The following is a 17113-nucleotide window of genomic DNA, read 5'->3' on the forward strand; positions in this document are numbered from 1 at the left end:
GGTCGGTCTGTCGCAGTCACTGATTGCCGGCAGGACGACGTTGGGCGGGAACCACGGCGATCCGTGCGTTCGAACTCCTCTCTGCGCTGAAATCTGGGGTCCGTCCCAGGCTTCCGACTCAGATTGAAGGAGTTCCGCATTCCCGATCCCCGTACCAACGACCGCATCCGTGTTCCCGAAGTCCGACTCGTCGGCCCCGGGGGCGAGCAGGTGGGCGTTGTCCCCATCGCCATGGCACTGCGCCTTGCGCAGGAAGCCGACCTGGATCTGGTCGAGGTCGCTCCGAACTCGAAGCCGCCCGTGGCCAAGATCATGGACTACGGCAAGTTCAAGTACGAAGCTGCGCAGAAGGCCAAGGAGGCCCGGCGCAACCAGGCGAACACGGTCCTGAAAGAGGTTCGGTTCCGTCTCAAGATCGACGCGCACGACTACGAGACCAAGCGCAAGCGCGCTGAGGGCTTCCTCGCTGCGGGCGACAAGGTCAAGGCCATGATCCTGTTTCGTGGGCGCGAGCAGTCCCGGCCTGAGCTCGGTGTTCGTCTGCTGCAGCGCTTCGCCGAGGACATCGCCGACTTCGGCGTTGTCGAGTCCCGTCCGACGCAAGACGGTCGAAACATGACCATGGTCGTCTCGCCGATCAAGAACAAGTCGGACGTCAAGGGTGAGCAGAACGCCAAGAAGGCGGCGGCCAAGGCCGCGGCTCGCGCAGATCGTGCCGCGACCCCGCGTGAGGAGGCACCAGCGCCGATGGGTGCTGCCGCGTCCTCCGCTCCCGAAAGCTCCCCGGTCTCGGCCCCTGCGGCGTCTCGGACCCGTTCGGCAGACACCGCTGCGACCTCGGCAACGGCTCCGTCGTCCGCTGCTCCGGCATCGTCGTCCGCCACTCCGCGGACGAAGGCTCCTGCTCCGGCCGCCACGCCGGCGACATCGGCTCCGGCCGCCACGCCGGCTCCGGCATCGGCAGCCGCGCCGGAACCGGCGGATTCGGCGCCGGCGACCGCAGCGAAGCCCGCCGCAGCGAAGCCTGCTGCAGCGAAGCCCGCTGCGGCCAAGCCGGCCGCGGCTCCGAAGGCGACGCCGGCCGCTCCCCGGGCTGCCGCTCCCAAGGCGCCCACTCCCAAACCCTCGGCTGCGAGCGACGCGCCGGCGACTCCGCGACCGACTCCCGGTCGTCCTGGTCCCGGCCCTCGTCGCGGCTGATCACCCTCATCCCGTAGGAAAGGCACCCAATGCCCAAGCAGAAGACCCACTCCGGGTCCAAGAAGCGTTTCAAGGTCACCGGCAGCGGCAAGATCATGAAGCAGCAGGCCGGCATGCGGCACAACCTCGAGGTCAAGCCCGCGAAGCGCAAGGCGCGCCTCAACGAGGACCTGACGCTCGCGAAGGCCGACCGCAAGGCCGTGAAGAAGCTCCTCGGCCGCTGACGCCGACTGACCACCGCGAAGGAATAGATCAATGGCACGTGTAAAGAGAGCGGTCAACGCCGCCAAGAAGCGTCGCGTCGTCCTCGAACGCGCTGAGGGCTACCGCGGACAGCGGTCGCGCCTGTACCGGAAGGCGAAGGAGCAGGTCACCCACTCCCTCGTCTACGCCTACCGCGACCGTCGCGCGAAGAAGGGCGAGTTCCGTCGCCTCTGGATCCAGCGGATCAACGCCGCGGCCCGTGCGAACGGCCTCACCTACAACCGCCTCATCCAGGGTCTGAACCTGGCTGGGGTCGAGGTCGACCGCCGCATCCTCGCGGACCTCGCCGTCAACGAGCCCGCGACCTTCGCGAGCCTCGTCGCGACCGCGAAGGCTGCGCTGCCCGCCGACACTTCGGCGCCCAAGGCCGCGTGACCTGACCTGCCTTGACAGCCCCGCCCGGTCCGCCGGGCGGGGCTGTCTGCGTCGTACGGTGCTAGCGGCACCCGAATACGTGGGCCCAGAGACCCTGGAAGACTTGACGCGTGCCAGAGCTGCTTGAGAACCCTCGCGCCGGCCGCGTCCGAGCGGTCGCGGCCTTGTCCCGAAAAGACGCCCGTCAGGAATCCGGCCTGTTCCTGGCCGAGGGTCCGCAAGCCGCGCGCGAGGCGCTGCGCTTTCGTCCTGATCTGGTGCGCGAACTCTTCGTGACCCCGAGCGCCGCCGAACGCTACGGCATCGCGGACGACGCGCGCGCCGCCGATGTGCCGCTGCTCTTCGCGAGTGAGGATGTGATCGCTGCGATGGCGGACACGGTCACACCCCAGGGCGTGGTTGCGGTCTGCCAGCAGTTCCCGGTATCCGTCCGCACCGTCTTCGGCGACGCCGCGACTGGTGACAATAAAGGACGGCCGCAGATGGTCGCCGTGCTCGAGCAGGTCAGGGATCCCGGGAACGCGGGCACGATCCTCCGTGCCGCGGATGCCGCAGGGGCGGCAGCGGTCGTGATGACCGGCCGATCGGTCGACCCCTACAACCCCAAGGTCGTGCGATCCACGACGGGATCGCTGTTCCACGTTCCGGTTGCGGTCGGCGCGGAGCTGAAGGACGTGGTCGACCGGGCGCGCTCGGCGGGCTTCGCAGTTCTGGCGGCGGACGTGTCAGGAGACGACTTGCCGACGGTGCGTGGCGACGGTGCGCTCGACGGTCCGGTCGCCTGGGTATTCGGAAACGAGGCGCGGGGCCTCACCAGCGATGACCTGGAACTGGTGGACCGCGCCGTGCGTGTTCCCATCTACGGGCATGCCGAGTCGATGAACCTCGCGACCGCGGCCTCGGTCTGCCTGTATGAGACAGCATTCGTCCACAGGAGCACTACGGCGGATGGGGGACCGGACCTGGCCCGGTAGGGTTGAGAACCGTGTCAGACCCTGTGGAGATCAGTGGACCCGCTGTGGCGGAGGCCGTCGAAAGCGCGCTCGCCGCTGTGCGTGCGGCGTCGTCGATTGCCGAGCTGAAGGCGGCGCGGAGCGTGCACGCGGGCGAGCACTCACTCCTGGCGCGAATGAACGCGTCGATGCGTACTGTCCCACCCGCGGAGAAGGCGGCGGCAGGCAAGCTGATCGGTCAGGCCCGAGCAACCGTCGCAGAAGCGATCGCTGCGCGTGAGGCAGGGCTCGCTGAGGATGAAGAGCGCATGCGCCTCGCCTCGGAGGCGGTGGACGTGACGGCGCTCCCGTCGCGGTGGAACAGCGGAGCGCGGCACCCGCTCTCGCTCCTGCAGGAGACCGTTGCCGACATCTTCGTCGCGATGGGGTGGGAGATCGCGGAAGGGCCCGAGCTCGAGCACGAGTGGTTCAACTTCGACGCGCTCAACTTCGATGAGGACCATCCCGCCCGCGCCATGCAGGACACACTGTTCGTCGAGCCGGCGGACCGTCACCTCCTCCTGCGCACGCATACGTCGCCGGTGCAGGTCCGGTCCTTGCTCGACCGTCCCCTGCCGCTGTACGTCATCGCGCCGGGCCGTGTCTACCGGTCTGACGAGCTCGATGCGACGCACACGCCCGTCTTCACGCAGGTTGAGGGCATTGCGATCGACCGCGGGCTGACCATGGCGCACCTGCGCGGCACGCTCGAGCACTTCGCGCGGCAGATGTTCGGCCAGCAGGCCCAGATCCGGCTCCGCCCCAATTACTTCCCGTTCACGGAGCCGTCCGCCGAGATGGACGTCTGGCAGCCGAATGCCAAGGGCGGAGCCCGGTGGGTCGAATGGGGAGGCTGCGGCATGGTCAATCCGAATGTGTTGCGTTCTGCAGGCATCGACCCAGCCGAATATCAAGGATTCGCCTTCGGCATGGGTATTGAGCGCACCGTCCAGTTCCGGCATGAGATCGCTGACATGCGTGATTTCGTGGAGGGCGACATCCGGTTTTCGCAGCAGTTCGGAATGGTGGTCTGATGCGCGTCCCGCTTCGCTGGCTCGGAGAGTACGTCGACCTCCCCGAGGACGTCTCGCTCGAGCATGTGCATGCCGCGCTCGTCTCCGTCGGCTTCGAAGAGGAGGCCGAGCACACGTTCGATCTCACGGGTCCGATTGTCGTCGGTCGGGTCATGGAGCGCCTTCCGGAGCCGCAGTCGAACGGCAAGACCATCAACTGGTGCCAGGTCGACGTCGGTGAATCGGAGCCGCGTGGCATCGTCTGCGGGGCGCACAACTTCGATGTCGGCGACCTCGTGGTCGTCACGCTCCCGGGGGCGGTCCTCCCCGGTCCGTTCCCCATCGCCGCGCGCAAGACGTACGGGCATATCTCCGACGGCATGATCGCGTCGGCGCGGGAGCTCGGCCTTTCGGAGGACCACGAGGGCATCCTGCGGCTTGCGGATCTCGGCCTCGATGCCCCAGTCGGTCACGATGCCATCGCCCTGCTCGGCCTCGATGATGCAGCGGTCGAGATCAATGTGACGCCTGACCGCGGATACGCGCTGAGCATCCGGGGTGTCGCCCGCGAGTACGCGCACGCGACCGGAGCGACCTTCACCGACCCAGCAACGACGGTCACAGCGACACACGGCGATGGATTCCCCGTCCTGATCGACGATGCCGCACCCATCCGCGGACGAGTCGGTGCAACCACGTTCCTGACCCGCACCGTCCGCGGAATCGATGCGACGCGTCCGACACCGCCCTGGATGCGCGCACGGCTCCGGCTCGCCGGAGTTCGGTCGATCTCGTTGCCGGTGGATATCACGAACTACGTCATGCTCGAGCTCGGGCAGCCGCTGCACGGCTACGACCTTGCGAAGGTGCAGGGCGGTCTGACGGTTCGTCGGGCGTCCCCGGGCGAGCACCTCACGACGCTGGACGGCACCGACCGCACGCTCGACCCGCAGGATCTCGTCATCGCCGACGACGCCGGGCCGGTCGGACTCGCCGGGGTCATGGGCGGAGCGCGGACCGAGATGGGTGCTGGCACCACCGATGTCCTGATCGAGGCCGCCCGCTTCGAGCAGGTCTCCATCGCCCGTACCGCGCGTCGGCACAAGCTCGGCAGTGAGGCATCGCGGCGGTTCGAGCGCGGCGTGGATCCGCTCGTGGCGGAACCCGCAGCGTCTCGCGCAGTGCAGCTGCTGGTCGAGTTGGCTGGCGGGACCGCGGACGAGCTCGGTTCGACGGTCGTCGACGATGCGCCCCCGACGCCGATCGTCTTGCACATGGACCGGGCCGCATCAGTGATGGGCGTCGACTACTCCGCGGCCGAGATCCTCGGCACGCTCCGGGCGATCGGCGCCGAGGTCGCGGAGTCCGGTCCGGTGCTGACCATCACACCGCCGAGCTGGCGGCCAGACCTCGTCGATGATGTCTCGCTGGTCGAGGAGATCGCGCGCATCGTCGGATACGGCCGCATCCCGAGCGTGCTTCCGGTCGCCCCGCCCGGACGCGGTCTGTCGCCATCGCAGCGGGCAGCACGCCGCGTGTCGAACGCGCTCGCTGCCGTCGGTCTCACCGAGGTCGTGACGGCCCCCTTCGTATCGGCCGTCACCGCGGCACAGTTCCCGGGAATCGACCCGTCCGGAGGGCCGTCGGTCGCGCTCGCGAATCCGCTCGATCGTGCGCTTCCGCTCTTGCGTCGGAGCGGGCTGCCCGGTCTCGTCGAAGCTGTTCGACGGAACGTCGGGCGCGGACTCACCGATGTTGCGGTGTACGAGACCGCTCGTGTCTTCCTGCCGCCGGCCGGCGCTGAACTCGGCACCGCGGACATCCCGCAGGGCGGAGCGCTCCCGTCGGCCGCGACACTGGCAGCGATGAACGCGTCGCTGCCCGCGCAGCCACGGCACGTGACGGTCGTGCTGGCCGGGGATCGGGTGCTGAAGCAACCCGGTCTCGCGGCGCAGCCCTGGGGGATCGGCGACGCGCTGGATATCGCTCGAGCGATCGTCTGGGCTGTGGGAAACGCCGAACTGTCGGTGCGTCAGACGGTGCATCCGTCGTTCCATCCGGGGCGCGCGGCGGTGCTCGCGATCGGCGAGACCGAGATCGGCGTGGCCGGCGAGCTGCTGCCGTCCCTGACCTCGGAGCTCGACCTTCCACGCGTCGTCGCTGCCCTGGAGATCGATCTCGACGCGCTCGTCGCCGCCACGCCCGAGGCGCTTACGGTCACGCCGATCGTGAGCTTCCCTGCCGCAACGCAAGACCTTTCGCTCGTCGTGGATGACTCCGTTCCGGCGGGAGCGCTGCTCGACGTCATCAAAACAGGAGCGGGTGATCTGCTGGAGTATGCTCGCCTCGTGGACGACTATCGGGGCGCCGGCGTGAACGAGGGGCAGAAGTCCCTGACGTTCGCGCTGCGATTCCGCGCCGCGGACCGCACCTTGACTGCCGCTGAGGCGAGCGCCGCTCGTGACACGGCCGTCCGACGTGCGGGCGAGCGATTCGGGGCGACCCTGCGCGACTGATTCCGCATCGGATCAGCGTTGCCGGGGTCGCCGCCTTCGACCGCTTGAGCCAAGTCCGATCACGAGGTGGAAATCAGATGTCCATATCCGTTGCCGTCGCAGGAGCGAGCGGCTACGCGGGCGGCGAGGTCCTTCGCCTGCTCTCCGCGCACCCCGAGTTCGACGTTCGCACGGTGACCGCGTTCCGCAGCGCCGGGGAACGACTCATCGACGTGCAACCACATCTGCGCTCGTTCGCGCATCTGCGCCTGTCCGAAACGACGTCCGCGACGCTCGCGGGACACGACGTGGTGTTCCTCGCGCTCCCGCACGGTGAGTCCGGCGCGATCACGGCGGATCTGCCGGACGAGACCGTGGTGGTCGATTGCGGCGCTGACCACCGCCTCACCGACCGGGCGGCGTGGGATCGCTTTTACGGGGGTGACTACTTCGGCGCGTGGACGTACGGTCTCCCGGAGCTGCTTCGTGCCGCCAGTGTGACCGATCGGCCCGCGCAGCCCGACGAGTGGCGGGACACTGGGGCGGACCATCCTGGGGGCGCCGATGACGGCAAGCAGCGTGCGCTCCTCCGTGGCACGAAACGCATCGCCGTGCCGGGCTGCAACGTCACCGCGGTCACGCTCGGAATCGCGCCCGGCGTGCACGCCGGCGTCGTCGAGTCCGACGACCTGGTCGCCGTGTTGAGTGTGGGTCCATCCGGCGCCGGGAAGAAGCTCGCGCCGTCGTACCTCGCAGCGGAGATTATGGGCTCCGCGAGTGCGTACGCAGTCGGGGGCACTCATCGGCACATCCCCGAGATTCAGCAGAACTTGCGCGTTGCCGGCGCCTCGAGCGTTCGCGTCTCGTTCACACCGGTGCTCGTCCCGATGGCGCGAGGGATCCTTGCGACCACCACGGCGCGCCTTGCCCCGGGCGTCGGCGCGCACGATGTGCGCTGGGCCTGGGAGCAGGCGTACGCCGACGAGCCGTTCGTTCACCTGCTTCCCGCCGGGCAGATGCCGCGTGTGGCTGACACGATCGGCGCGAACACTGCGCTGATCGGGCTCGCGGTCGACGAATCGGCCGGCCGCGTGGTCACGGTGACCGCGCTCGACAATCTCGTGAAGGGCACCGCCGGTGCGGCGATCCAGTCCGCGAATATCGCGCTCGGACTTCCCGAAGCGCTCGGCCTCAGCGTGAACGGGGTAGCACCATGACGACGATCCCAGCATCCGACGCAGCCGCGACGAACGACGCGTCGTCGCAGGGAGTGACGGCCGCCGCCGGCTTCCGAGCCGCTGGCGCGACGGCCGGCTTGAAGACGAGCGGAAAGCCCGATGTCGCACTCGTCGTGAATGACGGGCCCGCCGACGCGGTGGCCGCGGTCTTCACCTCGAACCGGGCGAAAGCGCACCCGGTGATCTGGTCCCAGCAGGTCGCTGCCGACGGCCGTGCGCGTGCCGTCTTCCTCAATTCGGGAGGCGCGAACTGCTTCACGGGGTCCTTCGGCTTCCAGACGACCCACCTGACGGCGGAAGCGGTGGCCGCGGCGCTCGATCTGTCGGCGACTGATGTCCTCATCTGTTCCACCGGTCTTATCGGCGTCGGGGATCAGACGTTCCGAGACGGCGTTCTCCGCGGCGTCGAGCTGACGGCGTCCGCGCTGTCAGGAGACGGCGGACCTGGTGCAGCGACCGCGATCATGACGACGGACACGAGGCCGAAGACGTCGGTGGTGACCGAAGACGGCTGGACGGTCGGCGGCATGGCGAAAGGCGCTGGGATGCTCGCGCCCGGCCTTGCGACCATGCTCGTTGTGATCACGACCGACGTTGCACTGTCCTCGGACGACCTCGACCAGGCGCTGCGCGCCGCGACCCGCGTCACGTTCGATCGCGTCGACTCCGACGGCTGCATGTCGACGAACGACACGGTCATCGTGATGGCGTCGGGAGCCTCCGGCCAGAAGCCTGAGGTCGGTGACTTTCAGGAGGCACTCACCGCGGTATGCGCGGACCTTGCGCGCCAGCTCCAGCAGGACGCCGAGGGCGCAAGCCACGACATCGCGATCGAGGTGGTGGGTGCGGCGAGCGAGGACGACGCGGTCGAGGTGGGGCGAGCAGTTGCGCGGAACAACCTGTTCAAGGCAGCGGTGTTCGGCAATGATCCGAACTGGGGCAGAGTGCTCGCTGCAATCGGCACGACCTCCGCGCGTTTCGATCCCTACGAGGTCGATGTGCACATGAACGGCGTCCGTGTCTGCCACGCGGGTGCACCCGATCGACCGTCGGACGACGTCGATCTCACACCGCGCGACGTTCACGTCCGCATCGACCTGCAGGTCGGCCCGGCGTCGGCGACCATCCTGACGAACGACCTCACGCACGACTACGTGCACGAGAACTCGGCGTACTCGAGTTGAGCGAGGGCGACCCGATGCAGAGCGAGCACGAACTCGCCGCCGTCAAGGCAGCGACGCTGATCGAGTCTCTCCCGTGGCTCAAGCGATTCTCAGGGAAGATCGTCGTCGTCAAGTTCGGCGGGAACGCGATGGTCGACGACGACCTCAAGCGCGCGTTCGCCGAGGACATGGTCTACCTGCGGTACGCGGGTCTGTTCCCGGTGGTCGTGCACGGCGGCGGACCGCAGATCTCTGCTGCTCTCAACAAGCAGGGGATCGAGTCCGAGTTCCGCGGGGGCTATCGCGTGACGACCACGGCAGCCATCTCGGTGGTCCGCGACGTGCTCGCCGGCGAGATCAATCGCGAGATCGTCGATCTCATCAACGAACACGGTGAGGGGCTCGGTGTCGGCGTGTTCGGCGATGGGGGATCACTGTTCACCGGCGAGCAGCGCGGAGTCATGATCGACGGCGAGCTGTTCGACCTCGGCCACGTCGGTGACATCACGCACGTCGATCCCTCCGGCGTGCGCGCCGCGCTCGCCGCAGGCAGCATTCCGGTGGTCTCGAGCATCGCTGTCGACGGCGCGCACCCGGACCAGGCGCTGAACGTGAACGCCGATGCTGCTGCCGCCGCACTGGCCATCGCGCTCGGTGCTGCGAAGCTCATGATGCTCACCGACGTGCCCGGGCTCTATCGGAACTGGCCGGACCGCGACTCCGTCATCGATCTCATTGCGGTCGACGAACTTCGGGAGCTGCTGCCCACGCTGGAGTCCGGGATGATCCCCAAAATGACGGCATGTCTCGATGCCGTCGTCGGGGGCGTCGGCGGAGCGACGATCATCGACGGTCGCATCCCGCACTCCATCCTGCTCGAGGTGTTCACCTTGCGCGGCGCCGGAACCGAGGTCATCCCGGATCCGCGACGACGATCCGAGAACGAGACCGCGCACGCGCAGGTCGGGCCGCGCCCCAGCAGACCCGGAACGCCGTCGCCGCTCGTTCCGCACCAGCATTCCGCTTCGACAAGCTCGACAAGCCAGGGAGACGACCAGCAATGACGACGAGTACCGAGACTGCCCCGTGGGCCGATCGCTTCGGCGCGTCGCTGATGCGTTCCCTCGTGCCGCCGAAGGTCATGCTGGATCATGGGCGCGGATGCCGTGTGTGGGACGTCAACGGCAAGGAGTATCTGGACTTCCTCGCCGGGATCGCCGTGAATTCACTCGGGCACGCACATCCGGCGATCGTTCGCGCAATCACCGAGCAGTCGCAGAAGCTCATGCATGTCTCGAACTATTTCGCCACCCCGCCGCAACTCGAGCTCGCCGAGCGGCTAAAGCGGATCACCGGGGCCGGTGATGCAGGGCGGGTGTACTTCGGGAACTCCGGTGCCGAGGCGAACGAGGCCGCGTTCAAGCTGGCTCGACTGAACAAGGGTGCCGACGGTCGACGCACACGAATCCTGACACTGCAGAATTCCTTCCACGGTCGCACCATGGGAGCCCTCGCGCTGACGGGAAAGCCCGCGCTCCGTGCCGACTTCGAGCCGATGGTGCCGGGCGTGGAGCACATCGACTCCACGATCGAGGCCCTTGCGGCGGTGATCGACGACCGCGTCGCAGCGCTGGTGGTCGAACCGATCAAGGGAGAAGCCGGGGTCGTGGATCTCCCGGAGGGCTACCTCCAGGAGGCGCGTCGCTTGACCGAAGCGCACGGCGCCCTGCTCATCCTCGACGAGATTCAGACGGGAGTCGGTCGGACCGGCTCGTGGTTCGCGTTCCAATCCCACGGCATCACCCCGGATGCGATCACGATCGCGAAGGGCATCGCGGGGGGCTTCCCGATCGGGGCCCTCGTCACGTTCGGGTGGGCTTCGGACCTCTTCTCCGCAGGGCAGCACGGCTCCACGTTCGGGGGCAACCCGTTGGCGACCAGTGTCGCGAACGCGGTGCTCGCAGAAATCGAGACGTCCGGTCTTGTGGACGCGGCCATCGAAAAGGGCAAGCGACTTCGTGCAGGCATTGCGCGCCTCCAGAGCCCGCTGGTGGAAGAAGTGCGCGGCGCAGGCCTGCTCGTCGGCGTCGGACTCACGAAGCCGGTCGCTGCGGCGATCTCCGCCGATGCGCTCGAGCGTGGCGTCATCCTGAACGCGCCGAACGAATCGAGCTTGCGTATCGCACCCCCGCTCATTGTCACAAACGATGAGATCGACGAGTTCCTCGGCGTTCTCGCCAACAGCTTGGAGGCTGTCGCATGACCCGCCATTTCCTTCGGGACGACGATGTGACGCCTGCAGAGCAGGCTGCGATCCTCGACCTCGCCGTGGCTATGAAGCAGGACCGGTGGGGTGCGAAGCCGCTTGCCGGCCCGCAGAGTGTCGCGGTGATCTTCGACAAGTCGTCTACCAGAACCCGCGTGTCGTTCCACGTCGGGATCTCCGACCTTGGCGGCATCCCGCTCATCATCTCGACCGCGAACAGCCAGCTGGGCGGCAAGGAGACCCCGTCGGACACCGCGCGCGTGCTCGAGCGCATGGTGTCGGCCATCGTCTGGCGTACCTACGGCCAGGACGGTCTCGAGGAGATGGCCGCGGGTACCACGGTTCCCGTGGTCAATGCGCTGTCGGACGATTTCCACCCCTGTCAGCTGCTCGCCGACCTGCTGACGATCCGCGAGCATCGGGGTGCGCTTGCCGGGCAGACCGTCGCATTCGTCGGCGATGGCCGCAGCAACATGGCGCAGTCCTACTTGCTGGCGTGCGCGACCGCTGGCATGCACGTCCGCGTAGCAGCCCCCGACACGTTCGATCCGAGCCCCGACGTGGTCACTGCGGCCGAGAACAGGGCAGCTGAGACCGGCGGCTCCGTGCTCGTGGTCTCCGATCCGGTTGCTGCCGTCGCCGGAGCGGACGTCGTCGTCACGGACACCTGGGTGTCGATGGGCAAGGAGGACGAGAAGCTCGAGCGCCTCCGGATCTTCGAGCCATACCGTGTCGACGATCGGCTGATGTCGCACGCAGCGCCGGACGCGGTGTTCATGCACTGCCTTCCGGCGGACCGCGGCTACGAGGTCACCGCGGACGTGATCGACGGTCCGCGCAGCATCATCTGGGACGAGGCGGAGAACCGCCTGCACGCGCAGAAGGCGCTGCTCGCCTGGCTGCTCGCGGCCTGACCGTCCTTCCTTTTCCCGTCATTCAGCAAGGAGAACAGAAATCATGGCAGATCGGGTCGTACTGGCGTACTCCGGGGGGCTCGACACCTCCGTCGGCATCGGCTGGCTTCGTGACGCGACCGGCAAAGAGGTTGTCGCGCTCGCCGTCGACGTCGGACAGGGTGGCGAAGACATGGAGAAGATCCGTCAGCGCGCCCTCGACTGCGGCGCCGTGGAGAGCATCGTCGTCGACGCGAAGGACGAGTTCGCGGACGACTACCTCATGCCGGCCCTGAAGGCGAACGCTCTCTATCAGAAGCGCTACCCCCTGGTGAGCGCACTGAGCCGGCCGCTCATCGCCAAGCATCTCGCGCTCACGGCCAAGCAGCTCGGCGCAGACAGCGTTGCGCACGGATGCACCGGCAAGGGCAACGACCAGGTGCGCTTCGAGGCGGCCGTCGCTGCGCTCGCGCCCGACCTCTCGAGCATCGCCCCGGTGCGAGACCTCGCGCTCACTCGCGACAAGGCGATCGTGTACGCGAACGAGCACGGGCTTCCGATCGAGCAGAGCAAGAAGTCGCCCTACTCGATCGACCAGAACGTCTGGGGTCGTGCGGTCGAGACCGGGTTCCTCGAGGACCCGTGGAACGCTCCGATCGAGGATCTCTACGCCTACACGCAGGATCCGTCGGTGCCGCGTGACGCCGACGAGGTCACGATCACATTCGAGCACGGTATCCCGGTCGCGATCGACGGGCAGCGCTTCAGCGCGCTCCGCATCGTCCAGGAACTGAACGCGATCGCCGGCAAGCACGGTGTCGGCCGGATCGACGTGGTCGAAGACCGCCTCGTGGGCATCAAGAGCCGCGAGGTCTACGAGGCTCCGGCGGCGATGGCGCTCATCGCGGCCCACGAGGAGCTCGAGAGCCTGACACTCGAGCGCGATGTGAACCGCTACAAGCGAGGCGTTGAGGCCGAGTGGGCAAACCTTGTCTACGACGGCCTGTGGTTCGGCGGGTTGAAGCGCAGCCTCGACGCGTTCATCGAGCACACGCAGGCATCGGTCTCCGGCGACATCCGACTGAGCCTGCAGGGAGGCCGCGCCACGGTCACGGGGCGCCGCAGCGATCAGAGCCTGTACGACTTCGATCTCGCCACGTATGACACCGGCGACACGTTCGATCAGTCGCTCTCCAAGGGCTTCATCGAGATCTGGTCGCTTCCGAGCAAGATCTCGGCGCGCCGCGATCTCGCGAACTGATCGGCTGCCGATGAGTGACGTTGCACCGGGGACCACGAACGCTGGAGCGCTCTGGGGGGCGCGCTTCGCGGGCGGCCCAAGCGTCGAGCTCGCGACGCTCAGCCGCTCGACGCACTTCGACTGGCAGCTCGCGCCCTACGACATCGCCGGGTCCCGCGCGCACGCGCGGGCTCTCGGTGCCGCTGGCTTCCTCGACGATGTCGAGCTCGACGCGATGCTGTCGGGACTCGACCGGCTGCTCGATCGTGTCGAATCGGGCGCGGTCGTCCCGAGCGAGGCGGACGAGGACGTGCACGGCGCACTCGAGCGTCTGCTCATCGCGGATCTCGGCCCGGCGCTCGGCGGCAAGTTGCGGGCCGGCCGGAGTCGCAACGACCAGATCGCCACACTCGTCCGGTTGTTCCTGCTCGATCATGCGCGTCAGGTCGGGCGCCTTCTCGTCGACCTGATCGACGCGATCAGCGCGCAGGCATCGGCGCACCCGGACGCGATCATGCCGGGCCGCACCCACCTGCAGCACGCGCAGCCCGTGCTGCTCGCGCACCATCTGCTCGCGCATGCGTGGCCGCTGGTCCGCGATCTTGAGCGCTTGCGGGATTGGGCGAGCCGTGCCTCCGTGTCGCCGTACGGCGGGGGTGCGCTCGCCGGGTCATCGCTCGGGCTCGATCCCGTTGCGGTGGCCGCCGATCTCGGGCTGTCGCGCCCGAGCGAGAACTCGATCGACGGCACTGCCGCGCGCGATGTCGTCGCGGAGTTCGCCTTCGTCGCGGCGCAGATCGGTATCGACCTCTCGCGATTCGCGGAGGAGATCATCCTCTGGAACACGAAGGAGTTCGGGTTCGTGCGCTTGCACGACGCCTTCTCGACCGGGTCGAGCATCATGCCGCAGAAGAAGAACCCCGACATCGCGGAGCTGGCGCGGGGTAAATCCGGCCGGTTGATCGGGAACCTGACCGGGCTGCTCGCAACGTTGAAGGGCCTCCCGCTCGCGTACAACCGAGATCTGCAAGAGGACAAGGAGCCGGTCTTCGATTCGGTCGCGCAGTTGGAAATGCTGCTCCCCGCATTCACCGGCATGGTCGCCACGCTGAGTTTCGACCTCGACCGGATGGCGGAGCTCGCACCGCAGGGGTTCTCGCTGGCGACGGATGTTGCGGACTTCCTCGTGCGTCAGGGCGTGCCGTTCCGGGAGGCGCATGAGATCTCTGGCGCGCTGGTGCGGTTCTGCGAGGACCGCGGGATCGATCTGGACGAGCCGACGGACGCGGAGTACGCAACGATCTCGCCGCATCTGACGCCGGCTGTTCGCGCGGTACTGACGATCGACGGGAGCGTCCGCAGTCGGGGCGGCGTCGGCGGGACCGCTCCGGAGCGCGTCGCCGAGCAGCTCGTGGAGCTGACGGAGCGGGTGGGGCACCTGTCGTTGGAGCCGCCGCTCAATCGATGATCACACTCGACGAGGTCCTTCGCGCGCCGGCGCTCGACGTGGCGCCGGTGCTGCTCGGCGCCACGATCAGTGGCCGCGGTGTGCGGGTGCGCATCACCGAGGTCGAGGCGTACATGGGAGACGAGGACCCGGGCTCGCACGGATTTCGTGGAATGCGGGTTCGCAATCGGCATCTCTTCGGCCCTGGTGGGCACCTCTACGTGTACCGGTCGTATGGCATCCACACGTGCGTGAACGTCGTGTGCGGCGAAGCGGGGGTGTCGTCGGGCCTGCTCCTCCGGGCTGGGGAGGTGGTCGGCGGCATTGATGTTGCACGGAGCCGGCGCGGTTCGGTGGCAGACACTGCGCTCGCTCGTGGTCCGGGAAATTTCGGCACGGCGATCGGCGCGCGCCTTGACGAGGACGACGGGACCAGCCTCCTGGGCGGCGGCCCGTATCGACTTGAACTCGGCCCGACCGCTTCCGATGCCGACTCCGTTCGCACGCTGATCGACGAGATCTCCGCGTCGAACGCATCCGGTGCGCACCCACGTGTGCTGCGTGGACCGCGCACCGGCATTCGCGGTGTCGCCGGCGGCAGCGCCTACCCGTGGCGGTTCTGGCTCGCAGACGAGCCGACGGTGTCCGCGTATCGGCGGCACCCGGCGGCGTTCGACGAACCGGGCGCAACGGTCTGAGCGCCGCACGGGCTCGCTACGATGGCGAGCGTGTCTGAAACCGCGACCGACCTGCTGACGCGCCAGGAGAACGACCCGTCCTTCGAGTCCATTTGGGACGAGATCGTCTGGCGCGGACTCGTCCACGTCTCCACCGACGAAGGGGGCATCCGCGAGGCGCTCTCGTCGGGGCCGGTCACGTTCTATTGCGGCTTCGACCCGACTGCACCGAGCCTGCATTGCGGAAACCTCTACCAGCTCTTGCTCATGCGGCGTCTGCAGCTGGCGGGGCACCGTCCGCTCGGCCTCGTCGGCGGGTCGACCGGTCTGATCGGCGATCCTCGGCCGACTGCGGAGCGCACATTGCAGGACCGCTCAACGGTTGAGCATTGGGTCACGCGTCTGCAGGCGCAGGTGTCCCGGTTCCTCAGCCCCGATGGCGATAACGGCCTCCGGATGGTGAACAACCTCGACTGGACGGCTCCGATGAGTGCGATCGATTTCCTTCGGGATATCGGCAAGTACTTCCGGGTCAACACCATGATCCGGAAGGATGCGGTGTCCGCGCGTCTCAATTCCGAAGCGGGGATCAACTACACCGAGTTCAGCTACCAGATCCTGCAGGGACTCGATTTCCGTGAGCTCTACCTCCGGTACGGATGCACGCTGCAGACCGGCGGGAGCGATCAGTGGGGCAATCTCACGAGCGGCACGGAGTTGATCCGCAAAGCGGAAGGGGCGGTTGTCCACGCGCTGGGAACGCCGCTCATCACGAATGCGGACGGCACCAAGTTCGGCAAGAGCGAGGGCAATGCGATCTGGCTCGACCCGGAGATGACCTCGCCGTACGCGTTCTACCAGTTCTGGCTCAACACGGCAGATCAGGACGTCATCCCGCGGCTCAAGGCGTTCACCTTCCTCCCGCGCGTCGAGATCGAGCGCCTGGAGACCGCTGTCGAAGCGGAGCCGTTCCGGCGGGAGGCGCAACGCGCGTTGGCAGTGGCCGTCACCTCCTTGGTCCACGGGGAAGCGGCGGTTGAGGCCGCGGTCGCAACGTCGGAGGCCCTGTTCGGAAACGGCGATCTGTCAGCGCTGGATCCGGCCACGCTTCGGGCGGCTGTGGGCGATCTGCCTGGCGCCGCGGATCTCGAGCCAGACGTCGATCTCGCACACGCGCTCGTGTCGACGGAACTCGTTCGCTCGCTGGGCGAGGCCCGACGTGCGATGGAACAGGGGGGCGTGTACGTCAACAACGAGCGGTGTGACGATCCGGCCGCGTCGCTGGCGACGTTCGCACTCCCCGGGGACGTCGTCGTGTTGCGTCGCGGAAAGAAGACGCTGTCGGGTGTGACGCTCGTGGTGTGAGAGCGCGACACGCCCGGGACGCGCCTCAGTTTGGCCCCCCGGGCAGCCGCTCCGTAAAGTAATCACTCGTCACCCCAAAGGTGCGAACGGAACGGCCGGAGCGAGAGCCCGGCGCCGGTCGGCCTCAAGCGGGACCGTCCTCCACCGAAGCTCAGATCGGCTCTTGCAGTTGGTCGCTTCGACGCTTAGGATGTAAAGCCCACCGGCGCTCTCCTTCTGGATGAGTACCGAACTCGCCCCGCGAGTTCGTGCGGTGGCAGACCTTTAAGCCATGAGTGATTGCCTCCGGGCAGGATCTCTTGTGCGTCTGGTCCTTGAGAACTCAACAGCGTGCACATTGTCAATGCCAATTTATTGACCCCGTGCATCCCATTTTGGGGTGTCGGAGACAATTCCTTTTGGATTGAATTGATTGTCAGCAATGATGGTCTTTACGGTCAGTTTCAACTCGGCCATGGTTTTCGGATTGTGGTTGTAATTTTTTT

The 17113-nt window shown here is 67.5% G+C and carries 15 protein-coding genes; all 15 read left to right on the top strand.

What is annotated here, in order from left to right; all coding sequences use genetic code 11:
* Positions 1–123 precede the first annotated feature (123 nt).
* Positions 124–1200, top strand: coding sequence for a translation initiation factor IF-3 (gene infC / locus CAM01S_RS15210; RefSeq protein WP_083528012.1), 1077 nt, complete (start codon positions 124–126; stop codon positions 1198–1200).
* A gap of 29 nt (positions 1201–1229) precedes the next feature.
* The gene (gene rpmI, locus CAM01S_RS12440; protein ID WP_066522140.1) at positions 1230–1424 is read left to right on the top strand and encodes a 50S ribosomal protein L35; all 195 of its coding nucleotides are present in this window, start codon (positions 1230–1232) and stop codon (positions 1422–1424) included.
* A gap of 31 nt (positions 1425–1455) precedes the next feature.
* Positions 1456–1839: a 50S ribosomal protein L20 gene (rplT, locus tag CAM01S_RS12445; RefSeq protein WP_066522142.1), complete on the top strand. Its 384-nt coding sequence runs from the start codon at positions 1456–1458 to the stop codon at positions 1837–1839.
* Between the two features lie 119 nt (positions 1840–1958).
* Positions 1959–2813, top strand: a complete 855-nt coding sequence (locus CAM01S_RS12450) for a TrmH family RNA methyltransferase (protein ID WP_066522326.1) — start codon at positions 1959–1961, stop codon at positions 2811–2813.
* Between the two features lie 11 nt (positions 2814–2824).
* Positions 2825–3865, top strand: a complete 1041-nt coding sequence (gene pheS, locus CAM01S_RS12455) for a phenylalanine--tRNA ligase subunit alpha (RefSeq protein WP_066522144.1) — start codon at positions 2825–2827, stop codon at positions 3863–3865.
* Positions 3865–6360, top strand: a complete 2496-nt coding sequence (gene pheT / locus CAM01S_RS12460; RefSeq protein ID WP_066522148.1) for a phenylalanine--tRNA ligase subunit beta — start codon at positions 3865–3867, stop codon at positions 6358–6360. Before pheS ends, pheT begins: the two co-directional genes overlap by 1 nt.
* A 77-nt stretch (positions 6361–6437) precedes the next feature.
* Complete coding sequence (locus tag CAM01S_RS12465; RefSeq protein WP_066522151.1) at positions 6438–7556, top strand: N-acetyl-gamma-glutamyl-phosphate reductase; 1119 nt, start codon at positions 6438–6440, stop codon at positions 7554–7556.
* Positions 7553–8761: a bifunctional glutamate N-acetyltransferase/amino-acid acetyltransferase ArgJ gene (argJ, locus tag CAM01S_RS12470; RefSeq protein ID WP_066522156.1), complete on the top strand. Its 1209-nt coding sequence runs from the start codon at positions 7553–7555 to the stop codon at positions 8759–8761. The genes CAM01S_RS12465 and argJ overlap by 4 nt, the downstream gene beginning before the upstream one ends.
* Before the next feature lie 14 nt (positions 8762–8775).
* The gene (gene argB, locus CAM01S_RS12475) at positions 8776–9804 is read left to right on the top strand and encodes an acetylglutamate kinase (RefSeq protein ID WP_083528013.1); all 1029 of its coding nucleotides are present in this window, start codon (positions 8776–8778) and stop codon (positions 9802–9804) included.
* Positions 9801–11003, top strand: a complete 1203-nt coding sequence (locus CAM01S_RS12480) for an acetylornithine transaminase (RefSeq protein ID WP_066522159.1) — start codon at positions 9801–9803, stop codon at positions 11001–11003. Before argB ends, CAM01S_RS12480 begins: the two co-directional genes overlap by 4 nt.
* Entirely contained in the window at positions 11000–11920 is a 921-nt protein-coding gene (argF, locus tag CAM01S_RS12485) for an ornithine carbamoyltransferase (protein ID WP_066522162.1), read from the top strand. The genes CAM01S_RS12480 and argF overlap by 4 nt, the downstream gene beginning before the upstream one ends.
* Before the next feature lie 43 nt (positions 11921–11963).
* Positions 11964–13160 carry an argininosuccinate synthase gene (locus CAM01S_RS12490; RefSeq protein WP_066522164.1) on the top strand — a complete coding sequence of 399 codons (1197 nt, stop codon included), beginning with the start codon at positions 11964–11966 and terminating at the stop codon, positions 13158–13160.
* Between the two features lie 10 nt (positions 13161–13170).
* Positions 13171–14607 (top strand): argininosuccinate lyase, encoded by a 1437-nt coding sequence (argH, locus tag CAM01S_RS12495; protein ID WP_066522167.1) that lies wholly within the window; start codon positions 13171–13173, stop codon positions 14605–14607.
* Positions 14604–15284 carry a DNA-3-methyladenine glycosylase gene (locus CAM01S_RS12500; protein WP_066522169.1) on the top strand — a complete coding sequence of 227 codons (681 nt, stop codon included), beginning with the start codon at positions 14604–14606 and terminating at the stop codon, positions 15282–15284. Before argH ends, CAM01S_RS12500 begins: the two co-directional genes overlap by 4 nt.
* Before the next feature lie 21 nt (positions 15285–15305).
* Positions 15306–16628, top strand: coding sequence for a tyrosine--tRNA ligase (gene tyrS, locus CAM01S_RS12505; protein ID WP_066522170.1), 1323 nt, complete (start codon positions 15306–15308; stop codon positions 16626–16628).
* Positions 16629–17113: the final 485 nt, after the last annotated feature.

The organism is Curtobacterium ammoniigenes NBRC 101786 (assembly GCF_001571045.1).
Lineage (GTDB): Bacteria > Actinomycetota > Actinomycetes > Actinomycetales > Microbacteriaceae > Curtobacterium > Curtobacterium ammoniigenes.